Raw genomic sequence first — 13538 nt, forward strand, 5'->3', positions numbered from 1 at the left:
TCTGCGTTAACGATGGAAGCGGCATCCTTTTTGGTTTTTTCTACCAAAAAGATACAGTGAACAGCGTGTTAAAACGCCCATAAAAAAAATCATCTAACTGTTCTTTTAGTCAGGATGAGCCCAAGGCTTAAACTTCCTAAAACAAGAATCAATAAAATCTGCGAAGAATGAATAATGGTTGAGTAAGCCAAACCATCTTTAAAAGATATGCCATACAGCACCAAAGACTGCGCAACCATCCAGTGGAAAATGCCAATACCGCCCTGAACAGGGGCTGCCATAGCAAAACCAGAAAATACAATTGCGGTAAATGCAGCGTTAAAATGTAATCCTGAAGTAGCTTGAATAGAAGAAAAGGCGAAATACATAGAAAGTGAGTAGAAAAGCCATATCCCTAGTGTATACGTTAAAAATAATCCTTTTTGTTTTAACTTACTATATGAGCCAAATCCCTGGCGCAGGCTTACAAAAATGCGTAAGAACTTTTTACTGAATTTTTGACGGAGAAAATATATTGCAACAGCAACGAGCAGCAAAATAATGATCCCCAAACCAACCAGCCACAAATAGTTAATCGTACTTAATTTTTTAATAAGATTGACATATATGGTTTGATAAAGAAAATCGGCTACCATATCATACTGAAAAATCAGCATTGCCAAACTGGTGAGAAAAAGCATCAGCACATCAAATAGCCGTTCGGTAATTACGGTACCTATAGAAGCAAACATGGGCACCTTTTCGGCTTTGTGAATAACTGAACAACGGCCAATCTCTCCGAAGCGCGGTAAAGCAAGGTTAGCCAGATAGCCAATTATTACGGCATGGTAAGCATTCCAGAAACTCACTTTGTAATGAATAGATTTGTACAGCATTTGCCAGCGCAAAGCACGTAATACATGTGCAATCCATACGGCAAATGCGGAAGTAATTACCCAAAAGTAGTTGGCGGTTTTGATTTCCTGCCAGATCTTTCCTAAATCCTGACCTCTAAAAGCTAAATATAAAACCCCTATCCCGATTAAAAACAGGATGATATATTTTAGCGCTGTTTTGAGGTCGATTGTCACAAGGTTATTTTAGCAAGTGGTTATTATCATCAGGAAAAACCAATATTGGATTGTATTTTTTCGCTTCTTCTATTGGTAATGAGCCATACGACATAATGATGAGAATGTCGCCAAGCTGAGCCAAACGGGCTGTTGCGCCATTTAAACAGATGGTTCCGGTACCGCGTTCGCCTTTAATCACATAAGTTTCGAAACGTGCACCATTATTATTATTTACGATCTGCACCTTTTCATTAGCGATAATGTTAGCTGCATCCATCAAATCTTCATCTATCGTAATACTGCCTACATAGTTCAATTCGGCTTGTGTTACCCTAACACGGTGTATTTTCGATTTTAATATTGTGATAACCATTCGGCAAAGTTAGTAATCAGTTTGGAGTTTTCAGTCATCAGTTTGGAGTTTCGCAAAGTAGCAGAATGTTAAATGTGAATAGTTAATGGTCCATAGTTGATAGCTTAGGCGCCCTGGCCATCAACCATAAGACTATGAACCATTAACCGACTACATCATCCATCACTTAATAATCATATTATCGATCAGCCTGGTTGAACCTACTTTTGCGGCAACCAGTGCAATCAGGTTATTTTCATGTTTTGATTTGGCTGGTTCCAGTGTATCGCCATTGGCAATGGTAAAATAATCGAGTTCCACCCCTTCAATACCCTGATAGAATACTTTTGCCTTATCCACCAATTCTGTAAGTGAATATTCGTTAAAATGATCGATAACGAACTGAAGCGATTTACTCAGCACGAGCGAATGTTTGCGATCATCGGCCGATAAATGGATATTTCGACTGCTCATGGCTAAACCATCGGCTTCTCGGATAATCGGACAGGTAATAATGGTGATGGGCAGCTTAAAATAAGCCAGCATATTCTTGATCATTAATACCTGTTGGAAATCTTTTTGTCCGAACATGGCTACATCTGGCTCAACGGCATCAAACAATTTTTTTACAATCTGCGTTACACCTTGATAATGGCCCTTTCTGAATTCGCCTTCCAACAGAAATTCGGCATTCCCCAAATCAATGTGCCAGGCCTCGTCGGCCCCGGCAGGATACATTTCATCTACATTTGGCATAAATACACCGTTACAACCAGCATCGGCCAGCATGGTCAAATCGTGTTCGATTGGGCGCGGGTATTTCTCTAAATCTTTGGGATCTGTAAACTGCGTTGGATTTACAAATATGCTACAGATAATGATATCGGCATTTTGTTGGGCCAGTTTTATCAACGATATATGACCATTGTGCAAGGCACCCATGGTAGGCACAAGTGCTATTTTTTTACCTGATGCTTTTAAGGGTTTTAAAAAAGCCTTAAGTGCTGCTTTGGTTTTAAATATTTCCAATTTGGACAAACTAAATTAAAGCCGTAAAGGTGTAAATTAATCTAAACGAAACCAAACAAATGCTTGCTATATTGATAAATAGTATTATTATGCTTACCTTTGCAGCTCATTATCTTTTATTTAACTTAATATTTTCTTAGAATATGGAGATGGCCAAAACGAAGCTGCTGATTGTTACACACGAGATGTCGCCTTTCCTCGAGCTTACTAAAATTTCTGAAATTACGCGCCAATTACCACAAGCAATGCAAGAAAAAGGATTCGAAATCCGCATCTTAATGCCTAAATTTGGTAACATCAACGAAAGAAGAAATCGTTTACACGAAGTAATCCGCTTATCAGGAATGAACATCATTATCGATGACAACGATAATCCCTTAATCATTAAAGTAGCCTCCATCCCAGCTGCACGCATGCAGGTTTATTTCTTAGACAATGAAGAATATTTCCAACGCAAACAAGTATTTAGAGATGCGAGCGGGAAATTCTTCGACGACAATGATGAACGCACAATTTTCTTTTGCAAAGGCGCATTGGAAACCGTTAAAAAATTAGGCTGGGCGCCAGATATCGTTCACTGCCATGGCTGGATGAGTGCATTAGTTCCTGCCTATATCAAAACAACTTATAAAAATGATCCTACTTTTAAAAATTCCAAAGTAGTATATTCTATTTATGAGGATGGCTTTACAGAGAAATTAAATGCTAATTTCGCGAATAAAGCAGTAATGGCCAATATGACTGAGGATGACACTAAAGCATTCTTACCATCTGATTGCGACAGCATGCACATCGGTGCGATAACACACTCTGATGCAGTAGTTTTAGCAGATGAAAACTTAAATAAAGATGTGTTAAAATTTGTTAAAGATTCCAATAAGCCAACATTAGCTTTTAACTTAACCGAGAATTTCGAAAACTTCTATACTTTTTATGAAGAAATTTCGAATGACGAACTGGTTTCACTTGCTTAATTAAGGTATTATTATTTTAAATATGAAATTTACAAAACAAGACTTATTAACCCTGTTGATAGGTCTTTTTCTTTTTGCATCGTGCAAAAACCCTGATGGTGTTGGTTTAGATGTAGATCCGAACGCGGCAATTACCGGAACGCTGGTGGTATCGCCGGTTAAGTCTCAACTTGTACAAGAAGATGCTGCCAATACCTACGGATTAAACCGTTATCCATTGGGATACATGGTAGACCCTACCTTTGGAAAAACCGAGGCAGCTTTAGCATTAACGGTTTACCCGGTGAGTGCAAGTTATGATTTCGGTACTGCTCCGGTGTTAGACTCTGCAGTTTTGGTATTAAAATTAGATACAACATCTACACTAACCAAATTTTATGGCGATACCACCAATTCTAAATACAGTATTGATGTTTATCAGTTAGCCAACAAGGTTACAACTTACAAAAGCTCTGATATACAAGCGATTAACAACACACTTTTAGGAAACTTTACAGGAAAACTTGCACCAAACACGAAAAGAAAGGTATCTGTTATTGTTCCAGGCAAAACTGATACTTTAAAAACCGTACCTGCACAGATCAGGATCCCTTTAAACAAGGCATTTATACAAAATGCGATACTTAATCTGGGTACTGCAGGAACAGCAACTGATGCTAAGTTTATAGAATCGTTTAAAGGCTTGTATGCGCAGATCAATAAAACATCTTCTACAGGTGTTGGAGGAATTGCATTCTTTAACTTTTCTGGAAGTGATTCTTACCTGCAACTGGTTTGGAAAAAAACCAACTCATCAAGCGGTATAGATACTACAAGTGTAAATTTCCCTATTGGTAAGATGGCTACGAATGCTGCGCAAACTGCAAACGTAATTTCTGGTATAGCAGCTTATATTAAACATGATTATACAGGCACACCTGTGCAGGAGCAGATTGCAACTCCAAATCCTTCGGCTCCATATAGCGTTACTTATTTACAAGGCTTAGCTGGTGTAAAAACCAAGTTAACGTTCCCAGGATTGGCAGGTTTTACTGGCACTTACGGTAAAGCAATTATCAATAAGGCAGAGTTAGTTGTAGAGATTGGTGAGAATGCGCCAGCATACCCTTTTAATGCCGCTCAACGACTTTCTTTATATCGTTGGGATATTGCACAACAACCAGCCGATATACCTGATTTTGCAACTTTTTCAAGCAGTGCTTCTGGTGGCGCAGCACTTTTTGGTGGTTATTTCGATTCATTAAAGAAACGTTATATTTTTATTGTAACCAGTTACGTTCAGGGCTTGATTGATAAAAACATCGAAGATGAGGGTACATTCTTAGCTCCTACATCTTTTACCGATTTCCAGAGGACATCTACTGCTACATCTGCAGAAAGGTCGATTATAGGCGCCAGCGATGCAACTGCAAATAAGATAAAACTAAATATTTATTACACTAAAATTAATTAACGGTTTAAGTGTAATCACAAAAACTCCTGCTAGCAGAACTGGCAGGAGTTTTTTGTATTATTATTTTAAGGCTACGAAATATAAAGCGCATAAAAAAAGCTACCTCTCATCAGGTAGCTTTTTTTATGCATTTTAGCCTTTAATTAAAAGGGAAGATCTCCATTCTCATCTGATGGGCCAATTGTAAATTCATCTTCAATTTTAGCTTCAGAACTTTGATGCGTTGGTGTAGTTGGACTTTGCTCGAAATCACTCTTTCTGCCTAACATGGTAAAGTTTTCGGCCACAATTTCTGTTACATATTTTTTAACCTTTTCTTTATCTTCAAAGGATCTTGTTCTTAATTTGCCCTCTATGTAAACCAGTTTGCCTTTCTGAAGGTATTTGGAAGCAACTTCTGCCAAGCCACGCCATAACACAATATTGTGCCATTCCGTTTGTTCTACTCTTTTTCCGTCTTTGTTGTATGTTTCCGAGGTAGCTAATGGAAAACTGGCTACTGTTACGCCACCGTCTAAATGTCGCACTTCAGGGTCTTTGCCTAAATGGCCTACTAAAATAACTTTGTTAATCCCAGACATAAATATTTTTGGTTAGTTGTTTCGTTTTCTAAGTGTGCGCCGAATAAGATGGTTAGTTACTCCATTTTGTTCTTATAAAAATACTCCAAAACAAAATCATGGATTACTTTTGGCTGCGGTAACTCATCTAATTTACTTAAAGAAACCCAATTAAGTTCCTTTTGTTTATTAAAGTTAAATATATAATTTTTTAATGCAAAAAATTGTACATGGATTATTTGGTGCGTTAATATGTGCTTTTTGGCGCTTATAAATGTAAAATCGGCGTTGTTTCCGAATACAAATTTTACCCGATCGATGAATAGTGAATCGCTCCACTCGCATTCTGCTGTAGTTTCCACGCTAGGGAAATCATATAAATGCTGCCATATATCCCCTGCTTGTCTTTCCCTGATCAATACTTTTTCATCTTCGAAACAAACAAAATAATTAATATGCCGGTGTTTTTGTTCGGCTTTGCGAATTTTAACCGGTAGCACATTTACCTGGCTATGGTTAAAAGCATAACAGCTCTGATTAAGCGGACAAATGCTGCAATTGGGCGATTTTGGCTTGCACTGCATGGCTCCAAACTCCATAATAGCCTGGTTATATAGCGCAGGGTCTTCTTTATAGAGCAAATTATTTGCTAACGCATAAAATTCTTTTTTGCCGGCCGGGCTATTTATTGGCGTAGCTAAACCATAGAATCTAGAGAGTACCCGAAATACATTTCCATCTACCACAGCACGTGCTTCTCCGGACGAAAATGAGGAAATGGCAGCAGCTGTATATTCGCCAATCCCTTTTAATTTTATGAGCTCATCATGCAGATTTGGGAAGATTCCATGATAATCTTTCACCACAATTTGAGCGGTTGCATGCATATTCCTGCCCCTCGAGTAATAACCTAATCCTTGCCAAAGCTTCAAAACTTTGGCTTCGGTAGCACTGGCAAAATCGGCAACTGTAGGGAAATTCTCCAAAAACCTATTAAAGTACGGAAGCCCTTGTTCTACCCGTGTTTGTTGTAATATAACCTCTGATAACCAGATGGTATAAGCATCATTGGTATGCCTCCAGGGCAAATCTCTCTTGTTTATCAGGTACCAATTGATGAGTTCATTTTGAAATATCATTACTGCAAATTACGGTCTATTTATCCGATTAAAAAAAAACTTGCAATTGCCTGATAAGTCTAGTGATAAAAAAATCATCTTTTATTTCCCTATCTCATTAAAAAGCAATACTTTTGCAACCCCAAAACAGTAGTAATATTAAAACATAATATATAATAAATAATAAAATATGACTAAGGCAGATATTATTTCAGAAATATCAACAAAAACCGGAATTGAGAAGGTTGATGTACAGGAAACAGTTGAGGCATTTTTCAAGGTTATCAAAACCAGCATGATTGGCGGTGAAAATGTATACGTTAGAGGCTTCGGAAGCTTTGTTGTTAAAAAGAGAGCGCAAAAAACTGCGAGAAATATCTCAAAAAACACTGCAATAATTATCCCAGAACACTTCGTTCCTAGCTTTAAACCAGCAAAAGTATTTGTTGATAAAGTAAAAAGCAATTCAAAAAAAATTAACGTAGAAGCCTAAGTCTTATATATGAATAGCAACATCAGATCAAAACAAACCATAGTTATTGGAGCGATTGTATTGCTTGTTGCATTCTTATTTACAAGAGACATTAAGGGTTTGGTTAAACCAACGGAAGAAAATGGAAAAATGCCTTCAAGTGGCCCAATGGCCGGAGCAGCTTCTCCATCAACTACATCGGTACTAAACCTCGAAACTTCGTCTACTGCTGCAAAGAATGTAATCAACAAGAATTTGGCTACAGACATTACAGCTTTAGAAAACAGCTACAAAGGCGCAAATGGCGCAGAGAAGATTGAACTTGCTAAACAACTGGCTCAAAAATGGGACGATGTTGAGCAAATTACGCCATCTGCACTGTATTTAGAAGTTGTAGCCGAAGGCGAACCATCATCAAAATCGTGGTTAGCTGCCGGTAATCAATTTATAAAAGCTTTTGAAAGCACACAAGATAGCATAGCGCAACCTGCTTTATTGCAGAAAGCCAATGTATCTTACAAAAATGCATTAGAGAAAGACTCTACAAACATTGAAGCTAAAACAGGCTTAGGGGTAACAATAGTAAACGGCTTAGGCGCACCAATGCAAGGTATTGCAATGTTGTTAGAAGTTGTTGCTAAAGAACCTAAAAATGTAAAGGCCAATATGAATTTAGGATTGTTCTCCATAAAATCAGGTCAGTTTGATAAAGCAATTCCTCGTTTTAACACGGTAATTGCCACTGCTCCAACTCCTGAAGCCTATTTTTATTTAGGAACAGCTTTAGAAAATTTAGGCAGAAATAAAGAAGCAGTAAATGCTTATCTATCAAGCAAAAAATTAGCGGCTAACCCAACCTTATCTTCATTCATTGATAAGAAGGTGGCTGAACTAAAGAATAAAAATTAATTAACAGATTAATAAAAACATTTAAAACTTAAAACTATGCCAAGCGGTAAAAAAAGAAAGAGACATAAAATGGCTACCCACAAACGTAAAAAACGTTTAAGAAAAAACAGACATAAGAAAAAATAGTTTCTTATTTGATAAAGCCAGTTAAACCTCATAGTAAACACTATGAGGTTTAAACAATTTATATGATTTTTTTATTGTATATCTTTTTGGCTACATCATTGTTTTTATTTACTATCCATTTGTTAATAGGCGAAAGCCTTAAATCTGTAGCTGTTGGTAAAAGAATTAATTATCAATTCGACTCCTGCCGGAGTTACCATAGCGTTGATTGAAGACAAACAACTTGTTGAGCTTCACAAAGAACAAATCAATATTAACTACGCTGTAGGCGATATTTATTTAGGCCGCATTAAAAAAATTATGCCTGGTCTGAATGCCGCTTTCGTGGATGTTGGTTATGAAAAAGATGCTTTTTTGCATTACTTTGATTTGGGCCCTCAGGTGCAATCTTTAATTAAGCTAACGAAGATCAAGCGTAATGGCTCGGTTACAGGCACATTATTAGATAATTTAAAGCTAGAAGCCGATATTAACAAGGCTGGCAAAATTTCTGATGTGCTCAGTAAAAACATGCTCCTACCTGTACAAATTGCCAAAGAGCCAATTTCTACAAAGGGACCGCGTTTAAGTTCCGACATTTCGATTGCCGGCAGGTATGTGGTACTGGTGCCATTCTCCAATACCATATCTGTATCAAAAAAAATTAAAAGTAATACCGAACGTAATCGTTTAAAAAAGATTATTGAAAGTATTAAACCTCAAAATTTTGGGGTCATTATCAGAACCGTTTCTGAAGGCAGAGGAGTTGCCGAAATGCAAAAAGATCTTTTAGATTTAATTGCTAAGTGGGAGAACTTCATTAAAAAAATGCCATCTACCGAACCTTCAAAAAGAGTTTGGGGAGAAATGGACAGATCATCAACGTTAATCCGCGATATTCTGAACCCTGATTTTACAAACGTTTACGTAAGTACGCCAGAGCTGTACGATGATATCCGTTCTTATGTTCACGACATCTCTCCCGAAATGGAAAAGATCGTTAAACTATACAAACAGAAAGAACCTATCTTCGATCATTTTGGTGTAGAAAAGCAGATTAAAAACGCTTTCGGAAAAACAGTAAACTTACCAGGTGGTGCTTACCTTGTTGTAGAGCACACTGAAGCACTCCACGTTATAGACGTGAATAGTGGAAACCGTACTGCCAGTAAAGAAAATCAAGAAGAGAATGCTTTACAGGTAAACAAAGAGGCGGCCAAAGAAATTGCCCGTCAATTGCGCTTGCGTGATATGGGCGGTATTGTGGTAATCGATTTTATCGATATGCACAAACCAACAAACCGTAAAATGCTATTCGATTATTTGCGTGAGCTGATGTTATTGGATAGAGCCAAACACACTATTTTGCCTCCGAGCAAATTTGGTTTGGTACAGATTACCAGACAACGTGTTCGTCCGGAAATGAATATTGTTACGGTAGAAAAATGCCCGGCCTGCGATGGGACCGGAGAAATTAAAGCGAGTATCGTTTTAATGGATGATATTGAGAACAACCTTAATTATATTTTAAGAGAGCAGAATGAAAAAGGCGTAACGCTTTGCGTACACCCATACATCGAAGCTTATATTACAAAAGGCATTTTCAACCTTCAACGCCGCTGGTTCTTTAAATACGGCCAATGGATTAAAGTTAAGGCACAATCATCTTATCACTTAACCGAGTTTCACTTCATCTCCGCAAAAGATGAAGAGATTAAATTATAACTCAAAACACATTTAACAGAAAGCCTGGATTTTTAAATCTGGGCTTTTTTGTTTAAGTGTATTTTAAACCTAAAATATTAATTAAGTGCCTCACTAAGTTGTGCTCAGATGACTTAGGTGGTCAATATTTTTGGGAAACAACTGTCCTGTGCGTTTTGGCCACTTAGTCCTGCTATCCCTCCAAGTCCTCACTCATTCTTCGCTCCGGGCTTTCCGTTCTATCAGGTTTATCAACAATGGCTCTGCATTTTATAGTGATGTTTCAAACCTCGCAGGTTTTGAAAACCTGCGAGGTTTAACGTAAACACGATTCGGGCAAACGATTAATTGTTCAAAAAAATAAAAACACTTTCAATCCTGAAAGGTTAAATTCGTAATCTAAAACCTTAATCAATTGGCAAAATCAAAAAGTGCATTTTTCTGTCAGAGCTGTGGCTACGAATCGGCAAAATGGCTGGGTAAATGTCCGTCATGTAACCAATGGAATACCTTTGTAGAAGAAATTGTGGAAAAAAGCTCCGCTTCTGTTCCAACCTGGAAAAGCGATACTACTAGCCGCAAATTAAGCAAACCAAGCAAGGTTGATGAAATACAATCGTCAACAGAACGTAGAATATTAACTGGCGATAAAGAATTGGACCGCGTTTTAGGTGGTGGATTGGTAGAAGGATCGCTAGTGCTCATCGGCGGTGAACCGGGTATCGGAAAATCGACCTTGATGCTGCAACTGGCTTTAAATTTAAAGGGCAAAAAATTGCTCTATATCTCCGGTGAAGAAAGCGAACAACAGATTAAAATGCGGGCAGAAAGGATTCAGGAAAGCCCCTCATCCAACTGTTACATTTTAACAGAAACTTCTACACAGAATATATTTAAACAGATCGAAATTCTCGAACCAGAAATTTTAGTTGTAGATTCTATCCAGACTTTGCACTCCGCTCATATCGATTCAACACCAGGTAGTGTATCGCAGGTAAGGGAATGTACTGCCGAATTATTGCGTTTTGCAAAAGAAACTGGTGTACCTGTTTTCCTTATCGGCCACATCACCAAAGATGGCGCTATTGCAGGACCTAAAATACTCGAGCACATGGTTGATACTGTTTTGCAGTTCGAAGGCGACAGGCACCACGTTTATCGTATCCTAAGATCCATAAAAAACCGGTTTGGCGCAGCCGCAGAACTCGGGATCTATGAAATGCAGGGCAGTGGTTTAAGAGAAGTTTCCAATCCATCAGAAATCTTACTCTCACAACGTGATGAAGAGCTGAGCGGAATCGCCATAGCCGCAACCTTAGAAGGTGCCAGGCCGATGTTGATTGAAACACAGGCCTTAGTGAGTTCGGCAGCATATGGAACTCCTCAACGCTCAGCAACAGGCTTCGATACCAAAAGGATGAATATGCTCTTAGCTGTTTTAGAAAAACGCTGTGGCTTTAGGTTAAGTACGCAAGATGTTTTCTTAAATATCGCTGGCGGAATTAGAGTAGAAGACCCTGCAATTGACCTGGCTGTATTAATTGCCATTATATCATCGCATCAGGATATCGCTGTTTCTTCAAAAAACTGTTTCGCTGCAGAAGTAGGCCTATCGGGAGAAATTAGGGCGGTAAACAGAATCGAACAACGTATTGCCGAAGCAGACAAATTAGGTTTCGAAACGATTTACATCTCTAAATACAACTTGAAAGGAATTGATCCAAACAAATACAACCTAGAGATTAAAGCAGTAAGTAAAATAGAAGAAGTATTCAGTCTTGTTTTTGGATAGATAAAAGGTGGGGAAACAACTCAACAAGTTTCCACAGAAAGAAGATAATATTCTACATCTCTACAAGATCATTGAATATTAATAACCCAGAAAAAAAACAACAACTATCTGGATACAAACACATTAACTACAACCAAAACAAAAATTAAACTTTTGGATTCTAGTTTGCCTATAATAATTTAAATGTACATCATAAAATGTGATTTGCAATTATAGGGATGATTTTCCCCGTTAATGGATGTTAACGGGGATTTTTTGTTTTCCATTATTAATGAAAAATTTTAAATAACTTTGATTAGATCATTAACCGGATAATTATAAAATCATGAAAAAAATCATTGTAAGCTTGGGCTTTTGTCTATTTGCGGCATTTTCATTTGCTCAAGGCGCATATACTGGTCAAAAATTTGGAGAAGAAGTTAAACCAGGAGATGTAAAACCTGCCGCAAAAATGGAAGCTGCCATGGGGGATAAAAAAATTGCCGATATGAAAATCGAAGGCAAGGTGGTAGATGTATGTAAAAAAAAGGGCTGCTGGATGACTTTAGAAATGCCTAATGGCGATCCAATGCGGGTAACTTTTAAAGATTATGCATTCTTTATGCCGATGGATATTGTTGGCAAAAAAGTAGTTTTGGATGGGTTGGCAAAGAAACAAACCATCTCGGTGGAAACTTTACGCCACTATGCAGAAGATGCTAAAAAATCTCCTGAAGAAGTGGCCAAAATTACCGATCCTAAAAAAGAATTGGCTTTCGAAGCTAAAGGCGTAGTGATTTTAGATAAATAATTCCCAGAATTAATATTGTAGAGTTCAGCACCCTTATTCGATAGCTATCGGATCAGCATGACGATATTATAAATAAGAAACCCCGATGCATATGCTGCATCGGGGTTTACTTTAAATGGTTTCCGAATTATAAAACCCAGTTCCAACCAAATTCATCAGGTGCTAAACCGTAACGGATATCGTTTAATTTTTTAGCAATGCCATTAGAAATATGTCTTGTAGATGGATCGGTCAATTTATAGATCTGACCATTATAGCCCATTTCGCCTACATGTGTTACTGTAGCTGCAGTTCCTGCGGCAAAAGCCTCTGTTAAGCTTCCGTTTTCAATTCCTTCGATCACTTCTTTAACAGAAACCCTACGTTCTTCAACTTCTACTCCGGCATCTTTAGCCAGTTTAATAATAGTATCACGCGTTACACCATCCAAAACCGTACTGCGTACTGACGGTGTAACCAATTTGCCATTAATTACAAAAAGTAAGTTGGCAGTTCCAGCTTCTTCAATAAACTCATGCGTTACCGAATCTGTCCAGATCAATTGATCGTAACCTTCTTTTTTTGCTTGCTCGAAAGGATATAACGAACGTGCGTAATTTCCAGCAGTTTTGGCAAAGCCCACACCACCTTCGTCTGCACGTGTAAATTCTGTTTCAATTTTAACCTTTAGCGCACTACTGTAATATGGACCAGTTGGTGTAGTTAACAAAGCAAATTTATAGGTATCGGATGCCTTAACGCCCAAATAAGGATCCATTGCAAACATTACCGGGCGGATGTATAAAGCATAATCTTCTTGATTAGGTACCCATTTTTCATCAACATTGATTAATGCGGCTAAACCTTGCATAAAAATTTCTTCAGGAATACCTGGCATCGACATTCTGGCGGCTGATTTGTTAAAACGTTCGAAATTTTTATCAGCACGGAAAACGCTAATTTTACCATCTGGTTGGCGGTAAGCCTTTAATCCTTCGAAAATTGCCTGTCCATAATGAAGTGCAGAAATTGCCGGGCTCATCGGAATTGGGCCATAAGGAAGAATCTGTAAATTTTTCCATTCGCCATCTTCGTAGTCGGCAGTAAACATGTGATCGGTAAAAACCTTACCGAACGGTAATTGCGAAAAATCAGTAACAGCCAAACGTGTTTGCGCTGCCTTGGTGATTTTTATATCTAATGTCTCGGTCATTGTATTTGAATTTTGAATGGGTGAATGATCGAATGA

13 protein-coding genes are annotated in these 13538 nt (G+C 37.9%); 7 read left to right on the plus strand and 6 right to left on the minus strand.

Annotation, left to right across the window (positions count from 1 at the left end; genetic code table 11):
• Positions 1-89 precede the first annotated feature (89 nt).
• The 3 genes from LQ227_RS07855 to panC all read right to left on the minus strand — a co-directional run bounded on the left by LQ227_RS07855 (position 90) and on the right by panC (position 2433).
• The gene (locus LQ227_RS07855; protein WP_230142485.1) at positions 90-1070 is read right to left on the minus strand and encodes a lysylphosphatidylglycerol synthase transmembrane domain-containing protein; all 981 of its coding nucleotides are present in this window, start codon (positions 1068-1070) and stop codon (positions 90-92) included.
• Between the two features lie 4 nt (positions 1071-1074).
• Complete coding sequence (gene panD / locus LQ227_RS07860; protein WP_029274491.1) at positions 1075-1425, minus strand: aspartate 1-decarboxylase; 351 nt, start codon at positions 1423-1425, stop codon at positions 1075-1077.
• A 162-nt stretch (positions 1426-1587) separates the two neighbouring features.
• Positions 1588-2433 carry a pantoate--beta-alanine ligase gene (panC, locus tag LQ227_RS07865; RefSeq protein ID WP_230142487.1) on the minus strand — a complete coding sequence of 282 codons (846 nt, stop codon included), beginning with the start codon at positions 2431-2433 and terminating at the stop codon, positions 1588-1590.
• A 149-nt stretch (positions 2434-2582) separates the two neighbouring features.
• Here panC and LQ227_RS07870 point away from each other — a divergent pair, with 149 nt between their 5' ends.
• A complete protein-coding gene (locus LQ227_RS07870; RefSeq protein WP_230143447.1) occupies positions 2583-3407 on the plus strand; it encodes a glycogen/starch synthase in 825 nt (274 codons plus the stop codon).
• A gap of 22 nt (positions 3408-3429) precedes the next feature.
• Positions 3430-4860, plus strand: a complete 1431-nt coding sequence (locus LQ227_RS07875) for a DUF4270 domain-containing protein (RefSeq protein WP_230148950.1) — start codon at positions 3430-3432, stop codon at positions 4858-4860.
• A 143-nt stretch (positions 4861-5003) separates the two neighbouring features.
• Here LQ227_RS07875 and LQ227_RS07880 read toward each other — a convergent pair whose 3' ends face one another.
• Both LQ227_RS07880 and mutY read right to left on the minus strand, forming a co-directional pair.
• Entirely contained in the window at positions 5004-5441 is a 438-nt protein-coding gene (locus LQ227_RS07880; protein ID WP_029274486.1) for a single-stranded DNA-binding protein, read from the minus strand.
• Positions 5442-5497: 56 nt separating this feature from the next.
• Positions 5498-6559: an A/G-specific adenine glycosylase gene (gene mutY / locus LQ227_RS07885; RefSeq protein WP_230142492.1), complete on the minus strand. Its 1062-nt coding sequence runs from the start codon at positions 6557-6559 to the stop codon at positions 5498-5500.
• A gap of 169 nt (positions 6560-6728) precedes the next feature.
• On the opposite strand from mutY, the gene LQ227_RS07890 reads away from it, so the two are divergent.
• From LQ227_RS07890 to LQ227_RS07915, 5 genes are all read left to right on the plus strand, one after another.
• Positions 6729-7031 carry an HU family DNA-binding protein gene (locus tag LQ227_RS07890; protein ID WP_025143406.1) on the plus strand — a complete coding sequence of 101 codons (303 nt, stop codon included), beginning with the start codon at positions 6729-6731 and terminating at the stop codon, positions 7029-7031.
• A 9-nt stretch (positions 7032-7040) separates the two neighbouring features.
• Positions 7041-7919 (plus strand): M48 family metallopeptidase, encoded by an 879-nt coding sequence (locus LQ227_RS07895; RefSeq protein ID WP_230148952.1) that lies wholly within the window; start codon positions 7041-7043, stop codon positions 7917-7919.
• A 279-nt stretch (positions 7920-8198) separates the two neighbouring features.
• Entirely contained in the window at positions 8199-9749 is a 1551-nt protein-coding gene (locus LQ227_RS07905) for an Rne/Rng family ribonuclease (RefSeq protein WP_029274483.1), read from the plus strand.
• Positions 9750-10143: 394 nt separating this feature from the next.
• Positions 10144-11520: a DNA repair protein RadA gene (radA, locus tag LQ227_RS07910; protein ID WP_230148954.1), complete on the plus strand. Its 1377-nt coding sequence runs from the start codon at positions 10144-10146 to the stop codon at positions 11518-11520.
• Between the two features lie 325 nt (positions 11521-11845).
• On the plus strand, positions 11846-12310 hold the full coding sequence (locus LQ227_RS07915) for a DUF4920 domain-containing protein (protein ID WP_230142497.1): 465 nt from the start codon (positions 11846-11848) through the stop codon (positions 12308-12310).
• A gap of 127 nt (positions 12311-12437) precedes the next feature.
• On the opposite strand, the gene LQ227_RS07920 is transcribed toward LQ227_RS07915, so the two are convergent.
• The gene (locus tag LQ227_RS07920; protein WP_230142499.1) at positions 12438-13502 is read right to left on the minus strand and encodes a branched-chain amino acid aminotransferase; all 1065 of its coding nucleotides are present in this window, start codon (positions 13500-13502) and stop codon (positions 12438-12440) included.
• Positions 13503-13538: the final 36 nt, after the last annotated feature.

The organism is Pedobacter sp. Bi27 (genome assembly GCF_918698255.1).
Classification (GTDB): domain Bacteria; phylum Bacteroidota; class Bacteroidia; order Sphingobacteriales; family Sphingobacteriaceae; genus Pedobacter.